This window comes from Pelagibius litoralis, assembly GCF_011683915.1.
In the GTDB taxonomy this organism is placed as follows: Bacteria; Pseudomonadota; Alphaproteobacteria; order Kiloniellales; family Kiloniellaceae; genus Pelagibius; species Pelagibius litoralis.
In genome coordinates this window covers 366,532-381,170 of record NZ_JAAQPH010000002.1, presented here as the reverse complement: position 1 = coordinate 381,170, position 14,639 = coordinate 366,532, and the positions used below count along the sequence as shown (strand labels likewise).

The window sequence follows — 14,639 nt, the reverse complement described above, 5'->3', positions numbered from 1 at the left end:
TTCCAATTCACAGCAATCATGCTGCGCCGCCTCACCGGAACGGCAAAGGCTACTGCGCCCTCAGCTTTTCAATCAATTCAAGCGTCGGATATCCGTCGGCAGGCTCACCGATCGAGCGCTGGTAAGCGCTCAGGGCTGCGCGGGTCTGGCGTCCGACCAGCCCGTCCGGCTCACCCGCGTCAAAGCCCTTCGCATTCAACAAGGCCTGCATCTCTTCGATCGCTTGCAGGCTGATCGGCTGTTCGTCAGGCAAGGATGCCAGGGCCGCCCCACCGGCGATCCGGTCCGCCAGGTGGCCGACGGCCAGCGCGTAGAGAATCGAGCGATTCCAGATGAGGATGGTCCGGTAGTTCTTATAGGCCAGGAAAGCCGGGCCGCGATGCCCCGAGGGTAATATGATCGAGGCTTCCAGATCCGCCGTTGGAAGCCGGCCGCCGTCGTTCTTTCTGATGCCGTAGGTCTCGGACCATTCGCGAAGCGGTTTGGCAATCCCCAGGCTGGCCTGACTGTGATCGAACTGCGGGGGAAGCTTTACTTCGCGTCCCCAGGTCTCATCGCCGCGCCAGCCTTCCTGCGACAGATAGTTTGCGGCCGATGCGAAGATGTCGGGCAGGCTGTTCCAGATGTCGCGCTTGCCGTCGCCATCGAAGTCGACGGCAAAGTTCACAAAGGTCGAGGGGATGAACTGAAGCTGTCCCATAGCACCGGCCCAGGAGCCGCTCATCCGCTCAACGCTGATGTGCCCCTCGTCCAAAATCTGCAGAGCATTCAGCAATTCGCTGCGGAAAAAGGCGCTGCGCCGGGAATCCTGTGCCAGGGTCGCCAGGGCGCCGATGACCGGGAAGCCACCGGTGTACTCTCCGAAATTGCTTTCCAGTCCCCAGAAGGAGACCAGGAAACGCGGCTGCACCCCGTACTTCGCTTCCACGCGCTCCAAAAGAACGCGGTGCTCCTCGAGCAGGCGGCGTGCCCGCTCTACCCGGGTATCCGTGACGCTGTTACGCAGATAGCGCGTAAAGGTCAGGGTAAACTCTCGTTGGCTGCGGTCTTTCTCCAGAACTCTGGCGATCGGGGTGACGCCGGCCAAGGCGCTCTCTACGGTTTCGGCACGGATGCCCTTGCTGATCGCTTCCTGCTTCAGCGCGCCCAACCAACGATCAAACTCTACGTCGCTGTGTTGTGCAGACAATGGCGCGGCACTGCCCAGGGTGGCGGCGAGCCCGAGAGCAAAAGCGCCGATGCATGATCTCAGACTTGGCATGAAAGTCGTCACCTCACGGAGTGTTGCCGTTCATCAGCCGGCACATTCGTGAGAGAGCGGCCCGCCTGCCGTCCCTTGTGCCACAAGCCCAAGAGTCTTGGCAATCCGCGCTTCCGGCCATCGAGAGACTGGGCGCCGCACTACGGTCCCTCGGTTACCTCAAAAGTGACGCTGTCGCCGGCGAGCAGAAAAATCACCGCGCCGTCGGCTGCCTTGTAGGTCCACTTTTCTATCGGCCCGATCTTGGAAACCTCGCTCGGCTCGCCCAGCGCCGATTCGAGATCAGCCCGCGTCGAAGCGCCCTCGGCTTTCTTAATGATGTCGGCCTTGCTCGGCGCAAAGCAGCCGGCAAGCAAAAGCAGCAACACGAAAGCAATTTTGGTGGCAAAAAACCGCATGAGATCTCTATACCTTAATAAAAAGAACAACTCTATCTAACGGTGCCGGATAGCCCGGGCAAGGGCGGCACATGGGGCTTTCCCAATACGCGAACGAAAAGAACCTCTGTTCGCCTTTCAGATTCAGCCCGATTCCCCGGCAGATAAGAAAAAGCCCCGCCGGGGAGGCGGGGCTTTTGAGAGGTCGATGCAATCAATTTCAGGAGACGGTCGATGAACCGTGAACGCAGTATGCAGCCGAGATGGTAAACAAATGGTTAACAGCTTAATGATTCATGAAGGGCGCTTCTATTTTGTCCGGTGATAGACGCGGCAATCAGTCGTGCCCTGCCCGCGAAACAGATAAATTACTTGGTTTTCCGCCACTTTTGCCCGGTCGACAAGGCTGCCGTGACCGCCAACGGCCGCCCCGTAGGTCCGGCCATCCACGACACCGATAAAGAAGTTCTGGCGCTTCTGGCGGAACTGGCGCTTGCGGCAGGCCTTTGAGAGGTCGGAATTAAGAATCCATTGCTCCAGCAGGCGGCCCTCGTCGCGCACCAGAATGCGCGAACCAGCCCTCACCTGCTTGGTTTTGCGCGCAAAACCGGCCTTGTTGGCCGAGCCGCCGGCATTGTGTTGGCTGTAATGGCCGGGCTGGGTGACGAATAGGTCACCGGCCCCCGCCGGACCGGCGTTGGTGATGACGAGCCACGTCACTGTAAAGGCAAATAGGCCTTTTAATATCAGATGCTTGATCATGGTTACCTACCAAACCGCAGCAAGCGCTGGCTCTTCCTGAGCAAGATCAGCCTAGCAGGGCGACCCTAGATCCGCGTTAAGGGCTGTGACTAACAAATGATTAACGCAGCGGGTTGAAACCCCTTGGTCAAGGGTCACGTATCACTTCTTATTAGAGGGCTCGTTAAAACCTGAGCGGTGGCTCACCCGTGGGACGGTCAGTCATTCAGCCCCGCTCTTGCCCATAGGAGATGGACATCGCCGCCTTGGACTTTCAGCTCGCCCGCGATACGCGTGCCGAGAATGCACCCGCAACAGGCAAAGCCGTCGCGCTGACGGCCCTCGCGACCGCGGTTCCCCCTCACATCCTGCGCCAGGCAGACGTGGTGACCAGGGTAAGGTCCCTCTTCGCCGGACGTCAGATCAACATCGATCGGCTTCTGCCGGCCTTCGCCAACGCCGGCGTGGAGACGCGGCGGTCTTGCGTACCGATCGAATGGTATCTCGAACCCAGCGACTGGAAGACACGCAATCAGCTGTTCATCGACAACGCATTGGATCTTTTCGAGGATGCGACCCTGCGCTGCCTTGACCAGGCCGGGTTGCCGCTTGAGGCCGTCGATGCCATCGTGACGGTTTCGACCACCGGGATCGCCGTCCCCAGCCTGGATGCGCGGCTGATGGATCGCCTTGCTTTCCGGCGCGATGTAAACCGCCTGCCGGTCTTTGGCCTCGGCTGCGTTGGCGGCGTTATCGGCTTGTCGCGGGCCGCGGCTCTGGCCAAGAGCCGCCCGGGCACGCGCGTCCTCTGTCTGGTGGCGGAACTTTGCGCTCTCACCTTCCGGGCCAACGACCGCTCCAAGAGCAACGTCATCGCCACGGCTCTGTTCGGCGACGGGGCGGCTGCATTGCTGCTGGAGTCACCTGCCAACCCGGCGAAGCCAGGCGGTAGTATTCCGACGGCCTCAAACGCCCTGCCTGTCCTGCAGCTGACGGCATCCGGTGAATACACCTGGCCGGCGTCGCTGGACGTCATGGGCTGGGATGTGGAGAACGACGGGCTCGGCGTGGTTTTCTCGCGCGATATTCCGGCCTTGGTTCTCGATCGCCTTGGGCCCGTCCTGGACAGCTTCCTGGCGGATCAGGGATTAAGCCGCTCGGATATCGACGGTTACGTCTGCCATCCCGGCGGCGCCAAGGTTATCTCGGCACTTGAGGCCGTCTTCGGTCTTGAGGACGGCAACCTGACGGAGGCACGCGGTGTCCTCCGAGACTTCGGCAATATGTCGGCGGTGACCGTGCTTTTCGTACTGGAGCGCATGCGCGCCGCGGGCATGAAGGGACGCTACGTGATGACCGCCCTGGGCCCGGGCTTCACTGCCGGCTTCCAGATTCTGGAGGCCTGAAAGCGATGAGCATTCTGTGGGCCGTGCTGATACTGGTCGCCGTGCAGCGCCTGGCGGAGCTTGTCTATGCCCGGCACAATACGCGCCAACTGCTGGCCGAAGGCGGCCGCGAGGTTGGTGCCGGGCATTACCCCCTGCTCGTCGGCCTTCACAGCCTCTGGCTGTTGGCCATACTTCTCTTCGTAGCGCCGGAAACCCAGCCGCAGTGGTTCCTTCTGGGCGCCTTTTTGATCCTGCAGCTATTGCGCGTCTGGGTGCTGGCAACACTGGGCCGCTACTGGACGACGCGGATCATCACGCTGCCGACAGCGCCCCTGGTGCGCAAGGGTCCCTACCGCTTTGTGCGACACCCGAACTATCTGATCGTCGCAGGCGAGATCCTGGTCCTGCCCCTCGCCTTCGGCGCCTGGGAGATCGCACTGATCTTCTCTCTGGCCAATGCGGCCATTCTGGCAATCCGGATCCGTTGCGAGGAAAACGCGATAGCACCACGCCGCAGCGCGACGCTTAGATCTCCATAACGACCCGGCCGTTGATTTTTCCCTGCTCCATGCGTGAGAAGATGGCGTTCACGTTATCCAGGCTGTCAGTAGAGAAGTGCGATGCGACCTTACCTTCGGCGGCAAACTGCAACGCCTCGGCAAGGTCGTTGCGGGTGCCGACGATGGAGCCGCGAATGGTCTTGCGCATCAGAACGACCTCGAAGATCGGCAACTCGAAGCCGCCGGGCGGCAGGCCGATCAGGCTCATCGTTCCGCCACGGCCCAGCATGCCCAAAGCCTGAGGAAAAGACTCGCGCGACACGGCCGTCACCAGCACGCCTTCGACACCGCCTCCCTTTGCGACCTCTGCAGCAACATCCATTTCAGCCGCGTTGAAGACCTGGTCGGCACCTGAGTCGGAGGCCAGCTTCAGTTTATCTTCGGCGATATCAACGGCGATGACGTGAAAGCCCATGGCCTTGGCGTACTGCACCGCGAGATGGCCAAGACCGCCGATCCCGACCACGGCTACGGTTTGCCCCGGTTTGGCTTCCGTCTCCTTCAGGCCCTTGTAGACCGTGACGCCGGCACAGAGGATCGGGGCGCTGGGTGCAAATTCGAGCCGGTCCGGAAGGTGGCCGACGTAGTTCGGGTCGGCGAGCACGTATTCGGCGAATCCGCCGTTGACGCTGTAGCCGGTGTTGGACTGCTCCCCGCAGAGCGTTTCCCAACCGCCGACGCAGTGGCGGCAGTGGCCGCATGCGGTATGAAGCCAGGGGACGCCCACGCGGTCGCCTTCCTTGACCGCGGTCACGCCCTTGCCGACCTCAGCCACCACCCCAACCCCTTCGTGTCCGGGGATAAAGGGCGGCGATGGTTTCACCGGCCAGTCTCCCTGGGCGGCGTGCAGGTCGGTATGACAGACCCCGCTCGCTTCGATTTTTACGACAATCTTGCCATCGCGCACCACGGGCCTGTCGACATCGCGGATGTCGAGCGGCTTTCCGAACTCGGTGACGACGGCGGCCTTCATTGTGCTTGGCATCAATGTCTTCCTCTCGTCGAATTCCGTGCGCCCGCCCAGCCCGTTTGCACATACCCAAGATCTAACATGGCTATGGGTCAGGGCTATGAACAGTGACATTCATTCGGCAAAACCAATCAAAGCAGGGATGCCAAACTATCGCTGTTTCGATTCCTGCGCCGGGTTCGATAGGCTTCGCGGCCGGACAAGATGCCAATAAGCTTCGCCCAAAAGGCCGCGCGGCAGGAAAATGACACAAAGGACGAAAAGAAGCCCGAGGCCGAGCAGCCAGCCATCGCCGAAAAGATCGGCCAGGAAGCTCTCGGCCAGACGCACGACGATGGCGCCGAGGAAGGCGGTCAACAGCCCGTGACGGCCGCCCAGCGCCACCCAGATCAACACCTCGGTAGAGAGGCCGAAGCCGATGAGCGGCGGCGAAACGAAACCGAACTGGGTGACGAAAAGCGCCCCAGCGAAGCCCGCGACGGCGGCTGAAAGCGTGAAGACCCACAGCTTCACCGCCCGCGTGTTGTGCCCCAGGAAAGCAGTGCGGGTTTCGTCGTCGCCGACAGCGCGAAGCAATACGCCGCGGCGTGAGCGCACCAAGACCTCCAAGCCGGCGTAAACCAGGATCGCCGCAACGAGGGTCAGATAGTAGAGCGGCAGGGGATCGAAGATCTCGACCTCCGCGCCCAGAATACCGAGATTCAAGGGCGGCACCGACATCAAGCCGTTCATCCCGCCGGCATAGGACCAGCGTGACATCAGGCGCTCGGCGATGACGGCCACCGCCAGCATCACGATGGCCAGTTGCGCGCCCTGCAGCCCCCGGCCGAAAAACAGGAAGCGCCCAAGCAGATTGGCGAAGGCCGCCGGCAGGACAAGGGCCAGAGCGATGCCCAGGTAACTGCTGGTCCAGCCCTCCATGCCCGGCAGCAGCCCGAGGGTGGAGAGGCTCATGGCATAGGCACCGAGCCCGAAGAAGACGGCGTGGCCGAAACTCATCAGCCCGCATTGTCCCCAGATCAACGCCAGGCTCATGGCGAAGATTCCGTAGGTCAGGTACTGCGCGATCTGGGTGACCTCCCACTCCCCCAGGACCAGCGGCAGGGCAAGGAAGGCGCCCCAGACAAGCCCGTCGATCCGGATACGGCGGTCGGCGAGAATGCGGTCCGGGAGCCTCATCGCGATCCGCCGCGGCCAAGCAGTCCGCTGGGAAAGATCCGGATCGCGATGACGGCCATGGCAAAGACTACGACCTGGGCCATGACCGGCGACCAGAGCCCGGCCGTCACGCTGTCGGTCGCCCCGATCAAGCCGGCGCCCAGAACCGGCCCTGCAAGATGCCCGGCGCCACCGACCAGAATGGCCAGAAATGCCGGAATCAGAAAGCCGAGGCCCATCTGTGGATCGACAGACATGATCGGGGCCATGACCGCCCCGGCCAGGCCCGCCAGCGCCGCCCCATAGGCAAAGGTCATGCGGTCGAAAGCGCGTGTCGGGATGCCAAGACAGGCCGCCATGGAGCGGTTGGCGATCACCGCCCGCGCCGCCAGGCCGAAGCGCGTTCGGAAAAAAAGATAGAAGGTCGCCGCCACCACCAGCAGCGCCACCGCCATGATGAACAGGCGATAGGCCGGATAGCTGGCGCCGAAGATCTCCACCTGGGCGGTGATCGGGGCCGCGGTGGACTGCGCGCCCGGCCCGAAGACCAGCACCACCGCCTGCTTGATGGCGATGGAGAGGCCCCAGGTGGCGAGAATTGTATCGAGAAAGCGGTGATAGATGTGGCGGATCACCAGCTCTTCCATCAGCAGGCCGACCATACCGACAAAGACGGTCGCCGCGAGCAATCCCAGCCAATAGGGCAAGCCCGCCTGCTGCAGGACAACCAGGGTATAGGCGCCCAGAAGGAAGAGTTCACCGTGGGCCATATTGATGACCCGCATCAGGCCGAAGACGATCACCAGGCCCATGGCGACCAGGACAATCACCAGAACATAGTTGGTAGCGTCCAGTAAAAGCAGCAGTGCCTGATCCATACCCGCTCCCTAGATCGCCAGGTACCGGTGGATCAGGCTGTCATCGGCACGCAGTGCCGCGGAACTGGTTTCCGCAACCAGGATGCCGTTCTCGATGAACAGGCAGCGCTCGGCGATGGCAAGGGCAAGCGCGACATTCTGCTCCACGGTGATCAGGGTCAGCCCCTGCTCTTCCACCTCGCGGCGCATGGCGCGGCCGACTTCGGTCACGATGGAGGGCTGCAGGCCGTCAGAGGGTTCGTCGAGCAGCAGCATCTTCGGCTGTCCCGCCAAAGCGCGGCCGATGGCGAGCTGTTGTTGCTGGCCACCGGAAAGCGTGCCGCCCTTCTGTTTCAAGCGTTCGGCCAGAATCGGGAATCGCTGAAAGATCTCTTGCGGAATCCCCGCCCCCAGACCACGGCGTCCCATGGCCCCGAGCTGCAGGTTCTCCGCAACCGTCAGGTCCGGGAAAATCTCGCGGCCTTGGGGCACAAAGGCCAGGCCGGCCTTGGCAATGGCTTCGGTCTTGGTGCCGTCGATCCGCCGGTCGTCGAACCACAGCTTGCCGGCCTTTGCCGGCAGCAGGCCCATGATCGCGCGCAGCAGGGTGGTCTTGCCCATGCCGTTGCGGCCAAGCAGCGCCACGCTCTCGCCTGCCGCTATCTGCAAATCGAGGCCGCGTAACACCTGGCTGCCACCGTAACCGCAAACCAGACCGTCGATCCGCAGCATGATCAGGCCTGCCCCAGGTAGGCTTCTTTCACCAGGGGATCGTCCTGCAACTCTGCAAAGCTTCCCTGGCGCAGGATCCGACCCTGCAGCATCAGGGCGACGGCACAGTCAAGCTCGCGCACGAAACCCATGTCATGTTCGATGACGATGAAGGCGCAGCCGTAGCGCTGATGAAGGTCTTTGATGAGCGCCACTGTCGCCGCCGTTTCTGCGGCGGTCATGCCGTTGGTCGGCTCGTCGAGGAGCAGTAAACGCGGCTGACCCGCCAGCACCATGACGATTTCCAACCATTGCTTTTCACCATGGGCCAACACCCCTGCCTGAACCTCCGCGCGGTCCGACAGACGTGCGAGACCAAGCAGCTCGGCCAGGTCGGTCACCACGACATCCGGCCGCCCGCCAGCCGCCAACAGCAGATTCTCCCGCACCGTGAGATCCGGATAAATTCCAGGCACCTGGAACTTGCGCAGAATGCCGAGCCGGGCGATCTGGTAAGGCTCCAGTCCCCGCAGGCTCTCGCCATCGAATTGCAGCTTGCCGTTGTCAGCGGCAACGGCCCCGGAAATGAGATTGAAAAACGTCGTCTTGCCGCAGCCGTTGGGCCCGATCAGGCAGAGCATCTCTCCGGCTTCGAGAGACAGGTTCAACCCGTCCGCCGCCCTGACGCCGCCGAAATCTTTTTCGAGACCGGCGACTTCCAGGAGTGCGCTCACGCTTTACTCATAATGCTGGCTCAGGTGTCCATGGTGACTTTGCCGACGATCTCGGCACCGCGCGAGGCCATGAAGTAGAGCCCCATGTGATGGGACAGGTCCTGCGGATGCGCCGCCGTCCCGGGAAGCCCCAGACTCTCGGCCACCGAAAGCGGCAGGTCATAGGTTGAGCAGCCGTCGGCATAGACCGAGATGTCCTTCAGGCTCGGCATAAGGTCGTGATTACGCGCCGACAGCAGCGTCAGGACGAAATCCATCACGCAGATATCGGTGCAGATACCGACCACCAGCAGACGCTGCAGGTCACCCGCATTCACCCAGTCGACCACCGCGTTGCTGCCGTCCGGCCGGATCGCGCCGACGAAGCCGTTGATGCAGTCCTTGCGCACCAGGGTGGTGTTGGCATCCTGCTCCAGCCAGGCCAGTTCCGGCACCAGTTCTTCCTCGCCCGTGCCCGCTTCGCAATGCGGCGGATAAGGCGGCTCGGCCTTGCCCGGCACGTGAGTGTCCAGAAAGGCCAGGATTTTCCAGTCCTTCGCGGTGAAGGCCCTGGCCAGCCGGTCGGTTTCCGCCACCATGGTGCTGACCTGCGCGTTGGGGGCCGGCGGCGCCAGGTTGCCCGCCCCCACGGTCGCAAAGCCATTCACCTCATCGACAATGACCAGGCCGACTTTCTCCCGGCCCAACACAAGATCGACAGGCACAACCGGCATCGCGGCGGCGATCTCCCGGGTCAGATGGGGCAGGTCGATGCTATCCGGCATGGTCTCCCTCCTCGCTACTGGGACGCCGTCAGATTAGCTGCAGCCGGCTTCCGGTGCCAGACGCCCGAGATCCTGGACGGTCTTCAGCCCGTCGCCTTCGGTCTTTGCCAGGAACATCGGCAGGGTGACGTGGTGATCGGCGGCGCCGATGGTCACCGGACCCGCCGGCGATGCCACGATCAGGCCTTCCAGCCCGTCGACGACCGCCTCGCGGCTGACCGTGCCCTGGCGCACCAGGGCATCGCGCAGGGCGTTGATGGCGTTGTAGTGGGTCATCACATAGTGCGAAATCGGCACGCTGTCCCCAGCCGAAGCGCGAATGCGGGCAACGAAGTCCTTCACCCCCGGGCTTTCGTTGGAGGCGACGAAGGGTACCGTCACCCACATGTTCTGCCCCCCGCCCGGGCCGAAAGCGCCGAGGTAGGTTTCGGCAAAGCCGAGGAAACCCACGGTTACCTTCTCGAACAGCCCGAAGGCTTCGGCCTGCTTGATAAAGGTGATCCCGTCGCCGCCCGGCAGTGCGAACAACAGTGTCTTGGCGCCGCTGTCGGCAATCCGGCGGATGACCGGCGCGAACTCCTTCACGCCCCAGGGGGTGAACTCCACACCGGCGACCGAGCCGCCCTGCCCTTCGACAAGGGTTCTGGCGGCATCGAACATCTTCTGCGGCCAGACGTAGTCGGCGCCGAACATGTAGGTGCTGCCGCCGACATTCTCCTGAAGGTAGGGCAGCAGTTTTGCCAGTTCCTGGTTCGGCACGGTGTTGAAGGAGAAGAGATAGCGGTCGCAGGCTCCGCCCTCGTAGTTGGTGGCATAGAGCAACGGCGTTTTCAGCCGCTTGACCGTCGCCGTCATGGCATCGCGGGCATTGGAGGTGATCGGCCCTGTCAGGGCCACCACGCCGTCGCCGCGGATCAGCTTGGTCGTCTTCTCCACCGAGGTCTTGGGATCGGTCTTGTTGTCTTCGTAGAGAACCTCCAGCGGCTGGCCCATGATGCCGCCGGCATCGTTGATCTCCTTCACCGCCAGATCGATGCCCAGCTTGGCCTGGTTGCCGAAGAGCTCCAACCCGCCGCTGAACGGCAGCACCGCGCCGACCTTGACCGCATCGGCGGCCCGCACCGCCGTTGTGAGACCCGGCAGCGCCGCCAGACCGGCGGCTGCCGTGCCGGCGGCCAGAACGCTCCGCCGGGAAAGCCCCTTCGGCTGATTCTTGTTCGATTTCCCCATGATAGCTTCCCCTACCGTCTTTTTATGACTGAACCGAAGCGGGAGTGTGCCGCGAGATGCGCCGAGCCGCAACAACCACACGGTTGCAGGAATTTGCCTTCTTCCCTCATCGGTAGGCGACCCTCACGACCCGCCCCAACCAGGACCACGTCCCACCATGGCGGAGTGCCGCCGCTTGCCTTTCATTCCCAGGCCGCTTAGAACCGGTGGCCGCGGGGGTTTTGCCCCCTGGCAGGCGCGATGGATGGGTGGCCGAGCGGTTGAAGGCACCGGTCTTGAAAACCGGCAGGCGTGAGAGCGTCTCGTGGGTTCGAATCCCACCCCATCCGCCACTCTCGGTGTTAGGCAGAGATGTTCGAAGGTATCCGCCGCGGGTCCCGCGATGCCACGCTATAACTGCCTTCGCCGATAACCAGCCTTCAGTTCGGCGATTGGCGGCCCGGCTTTGCCGGCAAAGCCTGTCTTACCGCTGCTGCGGAACCGACTTCCCTGGCGTTCTTATAGCGCCCGACGCGGCAGCCCGCAGCAGGCGGCGAAAGGTCGGGCACTCCATATGGCTTGGCACCGGACAGGCGGCGGCGTGCCGCAGGCCGTCACGCATGGCGCTGAGTTTGCGGATTGTCACGTCCAACTCCTCCGCCTTTTCCGTGAGCATCTGCCGGTCGATGCACGGCTGTCCATCCGGTGCGAACATGACCGCGATCTCGTCGAGCGAAAAGCCGGCGGCCCGCCCCAGCGCGATCAGTGCCAGCCGTTCCAGCACGCCGGGATCGAACAGACGGCGCAAGCCCCGCCTGCCGATGGAAACGATCAGCCCCTTCTCCTCATAGTATCGCAGCGTCGAGGCAGGCACGGCAGAGCGCTTTGCCACCTCCGTAATGTCCAGGTCTCTCATCCTATTGACCTCAAGTCGACTTGAAGTGGCACTCTGCGGCCATCGCTTTTCAAAAGCAAGCCGAGGGAGGTTGCATGGATACGCCATATGGGGCCAACAGCGCGCAGGTAGAGCATTGGAACGGCATGACCGGGCGTGCCTGGGTCGATGTACAGCCCGTACTCGATCAGATGTTCGCGCCGCTTGAGGATCTGCTTCTTGAAACGCCTGCCGTCGCTGCCGGACACCGAGTTCTGGACGTTGGCTGCGGCACAGGCAGCACAACGTTGGCGGTTGCGCGAAAGGTCGGAGAACACGGGCGCTGCGTCGGTATGGACGTTTCGGAACCGATGATCGCAGCCGCGCAGGCCCGTGCCGACCGCGCAGGCCTGCCGGCGGCGTTCATCTGCGCCGACGCACAGGCCTACGGTTTTGAGCCCGCCGGGTTTGACGTGATCGTCTCGCGCCTTGGTGTGATGTTCTTCGATAACCCCGTCCGGGCCTTTGAGAACCTGCGGCATGCCGCCCGGGAGAAAGCGGCGCTAAGCTTCATCGCGTGGCGGGGGCCTGAAGAGAATCCGTTCCTGACGACACCGGAGCGCGCGTCGGCACCGCTGCTGCCGGATATCCCTGCCCGTCGCGTGGGCGCGCCTGGCCCCCTCGCCTTTGCGGAAGAAGCCGTTGGCCGCCGCGTCTTGCAGCAAAGCGGCTGGGCCGAGATCGAGATCCGACCCGTCGACCTCGCCTGCAGCTTCCTCGAAAAGGACCTGATTCATTACTTCACCCGGATCGGTCCTCTGGGCCAGATCCTGCAGGAGACTGACGAGCGGACCCGCGCCCAGGTCATCGAGACGGTCCGCACAGCCTTTGATCCCTACGTGAAGGGCGCGGAAGTCCGCTTTACCGCAGCCTGCTGGATGGCCGGCGCCAGAGCACCGTCCCGCTCGACCATGCCGAAGGGAAAGGGCGATGCCTGAGGCGATCGAATATCTTCTGTACGCTCTTCTAATCGGGGCCGGCGCGACGGCGGTCATGGATCTCTGGGCGGCTGCCAGGGCATGGCTGTTCGATAGCCCTTCGCTGGACTACGCTCTGGTGGGCCGCTGGCTCGTCTGGCTGACGCGCGGGCGCTTTCGCCATAATCCTATCGCCGCCTCGCTACCGGTGCCGGGTGAGCGCCTGATTGGCTGGGTCGCCCACTATCTGATCGGCATCGTCTTCGCCGCCGTGTTGCTCGCCATCTGGGGCCCCGATTGGGCCCGTCACCCGACGCTCGGCCCGGCGCTGATCGTGGGGATCGGCAGCGTGGCGGCCCCCTTCCTGATAATGCAGCCGGGCATGGGCGCCGGCATCGCTGCCAGCCGCACACCCCAGCCTGCCGCCGCGCGCTTGCGCAGCCTGGTCACGCACGGCGTTTTCGGCCTCGGCCTCTACGCGGCAGGCTGGATTACAAGTCTGTTGGAGCTATGACAAACCAAGCGGGCGTAGCCGCCCTCCTCCGCTCGGTCAGGGCGCGATGACGGCCTTCAGGGAGCGTGTGGCGGCGTCGCGGTCACCACGGAGCAATCCCGTCACGGCTTCAAGGGCGCTGGCCCGCGCGGCGCCGTTCCAGGCCAACCAGGCGAGCAGGTAGACGAAGACGCCGCTGGCGATGAGAACCAGGAGTTCGATCATCGGTGCCACCAGGCCATCAAGGGCCAGGCGCAGAGAGAGCACTGCCGCCGCCATCACAAGCGCCGGTACGGCGGCCTGCAGCATGATGGTGACCTGTCGCAGCGGCGCGAAGCCGGTCCGCTTCTTCACGAAAAATGCGATGACCGGCCAAAGCAGCCATTGCCGAAAGGCCAAGGCCGCAGCAATCCCGATCAAGCCGAACTGAATACCGATGATGCAGCCGATGGCACCGATAACGATCGCGGCGATGTGGACCCGGCTGATGTCGCCCATGGCGCCGAAGGCGGTTAGAACGGCGGTCGAGAACCCGACGATGGGTGAACGGAGCGCGGCGAGCGCAAGAATCTGCATCACCGCGATCGAAGCGCCCCAGTTCTCGCCGAGCATGATCGGAAACAAAACCGGTGCAATGACGATGGCCCCCAGCAAGGCGGGCCAGAATGTCCAGGTGGAAACGCGGATCACCGATACGATCAGGCGTTCCAGGAGCGCCGGGCTGGACTGCAGCCTTGCGGCTGCCGGGAAGCTGACGGCCGAGACCGGCCCGCTGAGAACCCCGTTCAACTGGCCCAGAAAACGGCGGGCCACGGCAAAGTAACCCAGAGCCTCGGCACCGAGAACATAACCGATGAAACCGCGCGGCAGCGCCTCCACCGAGATGTAATGCAATCCCTTGTTCTCGATACGCCGGACCGCAAACCGCAGCATCGGCCAAAGGTCGCGCCGCGAAAAGGCCGCACCGGGCAGCCACTTTGTCGCGATGTGGACCAAGACCAGCATCGCCGCGCGGCGCGCCAACTCCATCCAGAGCAGGCTCCAGATCCCATAACCGGCAACGGCCAGAAAAATCCCGACACAAACCGCCAGCAGACTCGCCGTTGCCGAGGCCTTGGCCAAAGCGGCAAACCGTAAATCACGAACCAGGAGCTGGTTTGGAACGCTGACAGCCGCTGTCAGAACAGGCAGCGCCGCCATGACAGGCAGAAGGGCGATCAAGGACGGCGCGTCGAACACCGCCGCGACGAGCCCGGCGGACGCAATGATGATGGAGGCGCAGAGCCCGCCGGTGGCCATGAGCGCGGCATAGGTGGCTGTTTTCTCCGCCTCGCTGAGGTCTTCCTTCTGCACCACGCCGTCGGCCGCGTGCCCGCCGACGAAAACTTCCGCAAGGTTTATGAACAGCAAGCCAAGCGCAAAGAGGCCATAGGTCTCCGGCCCCAGGATCCTGACGAGAATGATCAAGCCGATCAATCCGACCACCAACTGGACGAACTGACCCATCGATGCCCAGATCGTTTGGCCGATCAGCTTTCGGGCCCGTCCCATAGATCCCGCCGCTT

At 63.3% G+C, this 14,639-nt stretch carries 16 protein-coding genes and 1 tRNA gene; 5 read left to right on the top strand and 12 right to left on the bottom strand.

Translation table 11 applies throughout. The features are described 5' to 3' along the window. Window positions 1-49: 49 nt before the first annotated feature. The 3 genes from HBA54_RS04005 to HBA54_RS03995 all read right to left on the bottom strand — a co-directional run bounded on the left by HBA54_RS04005 (window position 50) and on the right by HBA54_RS03995 (window position 2,400). Window positions 50-1,261: a lytic murein transglycosylase gene (locus tag HBA54_RS04005; protein WP_167221585.1), complete on the bottom strand. Its 1,212-nt coding sequence runs from the start codon at window positions 1,259-1,261 to the stop codon at window positions 50-52. 140 nt (window positions 1,262-1,401) lie between these two features. Beyond that, complete coding sequence (locus HBA54_RS04000; RefSeq protein ID WP_167221583.1) at window positions 1,402-1,659, bottom strand: hypothetical protein; 258 nt, start codon at window positions 1,657-1,659, stop codon at window positions 1,402-1,404. 288 nt (window positions 1,660-1,947) lie between these two features. Beyond that, window positions 1,948-2,400, bottom strand: coding sequence for a hypothetical protein (locus HBA54_RS03995; RefSeq protein WP_167221581.1), 453 nt, complete (start codon window positions 2,398-2,400; stop codon window positions 1,948-1,950). Between the two features lie 245 nt (window positions 2,401-2,645). Between HBA54_RS03995 and HBA54_RS03990 the strand changes: the two genes are divergently transcribed. Both HBA54_RS03990 and HBA54_RS03985 read left to right on the top strand, forming a co-directional pair. Beyond that, window positions 2,646-3,785, top strand: a complete 1,140-nt coding sequence (locus HBA54_RS03990) for a type III polyketide synthase (RefSeq protein ID WP_240932485.1) — start codon at window positions 2,646-2,648, stop codon at window positions 3,783-3,785. Between the two features lie 5 nt (window positions 3,786-3,790). After that, complete coding sequence (locus HBA54_RS03985; RefSeq protein ID WP_167221577.1) at window positions 3,791-4,306, top strand: isoprenylcysteine carboxyl methyltransferase family protein; 516 nt, start codon at window positions 3,791-3,793, stop codon at window positions 4,304-4,306. Here the strand turns inward: HBA54_RS03985 and adhP are convergent. The 7 genes from adhP to HBA54_RS03950 all read right to left on the bottom strand — a co-directional run bounded on the left by adhP (window position 4,293) and on the right by HBA54_RS03950 (window position 10,751). Continuing rightward, entirely contained in the window at window positions 4,293-5,312 is a 1,020-nt protein-coding gene (gene adhP, locus HBA54_RS03980; RefSeq protein WP_167221575.1) for an alcohol dehydrogenase AdhP, read from the bottom strand. The genes HBA54_RS03985 and adhP overlap by 14 nt on opposite strands. Window positions 5,313-5,447: 135 nt before the next feature. Then, a complete protein-coding gene (locus HBA54_RS03975; protein WP_167221573.1) occupies window positions 5,448-6,476 on the bottom strand; it encodes a branched-chain amino acid ABC transporter permease in 1,029 nt (342 codons plus the stop codon). Beyond that, entirely contained in the window at window positions 6,473-7,333 is an 861-nt protein-coding gene (locus HBA54_RS03970; RefSeq protein ID WP_167221571.1) for a branched-chain amino acid ABC transporter permease, read from the bottom strand. Before HBA54_RS03970 ends, HBA54_RS03975 begins: the two co-directional genes overlap by 4 nt. Window positions 7,334-7,342: 9 nt before the next feature. Next, a complete protein-coding gene (locus tag HBA54_RS03965) occupies window positions 7,343-8,044 on the bottom strand; it encodes an ABC transporter ATP-binding protein (RefSeq protein ID WP_167221569.1) in 702 nt (233 codons plus the stop codon). A 2-nt stretch (window positions 8,045-8,046) separates the two neighbouring features. Beyond that, complete coding sequence (locus HBA54_RS03960) at window positions 8,047-8,757, bottom strand: ATP-binding cassette domain-containing protein (protein ID WP_167221567.1); 711 nt, start codon at window positions 8,755-8,757, stop codon at window positions 8,047-8,049. 20 nt (window positions 8,758-8,777) lie between these two features. Beyond that, a complete protein-coding gene (locus tag HBA54_RS03955) occupies window positions 8,778-9,521 on the bottom strand; it encodes an isochorismatase family protein (RefSeq protein ID WP_167221565.1) in 744 nt (247 codons plus the stop codon). A gap of 33 nt (window positions 9,522-9,554) precedes the next feature. Next, window positions 9,555-10,751, bottom strand: a complete 1,197-nt coding sequence (locus HBA54_RS03950; protein WP_167221563.1) for a substrate-binding protein — start codon at window positions 10,749-10,751, stop codon at window positions 9,555-9,557. A 242-nt stretch (window positions 10,752-10,993) separates the two neighbouring features. Between HBA54_RS03950 and HBA54_RS03945 the strand changes: the two genes are divergently transcribed. Next, window positions 10,994-11,083: transfer RNA gene (locus tag HBA54_RS03945), tRNA-Ser, on the top strand. A 131-nt stretch (window positions 11,084-11,214) separates the two neighbouring features. On the opposite strand, the gene HBA54_RS03940 is transcribed toward HBA54_RS03945, so the two are convergent. Next, window positions 11,215-11,646 (bottom strand): helix-turn-helix domain-containing protein, encoded by a 432-nt coding sequence (locus HBA54_RS03940; RefSeq protein ID WP_167221561.1) that lies wholly within the window; start codon window positions 11,644-11,646, stop codon window positions 11,215-11,217. Window positions 11,647-11,720: 74 nt separating this feature from the next. Here HBA54_RS03940 and HBA54_RS03935 point away from each other — a divergent pair, with 74 nt between their 5' ends. Both HBA54_RS03935 and HBA54_RS03930 read left to right on the top strand, forming a co-directional pair. Beyond that, window positions 11,721-12,602 carry a class I SAM-dependent methyltransferase gene (locus HBA54_RS03935; protein WP_167221559.1) on the top strand — a complete coding sequence of 294 codons (882 nt, stop codon included), beginning with the start codon at window positions 11,721-11,723 and terminating at the stop codon, window positions 12,600-12,602. After that, window positions 12,595-13,095, top strand: coding sequence for a DUF2938 domain-containing protein (locus HBA54_RS03930; RefSeq protein WP_167221557.1), 501 nt, complete (start codon window positions 12,595-12,597; stop codon window positions 13,093-13,095). Before HBA54_RS03935 ends, HBA54_RS03930 begins: the two co-directional genes overlap by 8 nt. A gap of 36 nt (window positions 13,096-13,131) precedes the next feature. On the opposite strand, the gene HBA54_RS03925 is transcribed toward HBA54_RS03930, so the two are convergent. Continuing rightward, a complete protein-coding gene (locus tag HBA54_RS03925) occupies window positions 13,132-14,625 on the bottom strand; it encodes an oligosaccharide flippase family protein (protein WP_167221554.1) in 1,494 nt (497 codons plus the stop codon). Window positions 14,626-14,639: the final 14 nt, after the last annotated feature.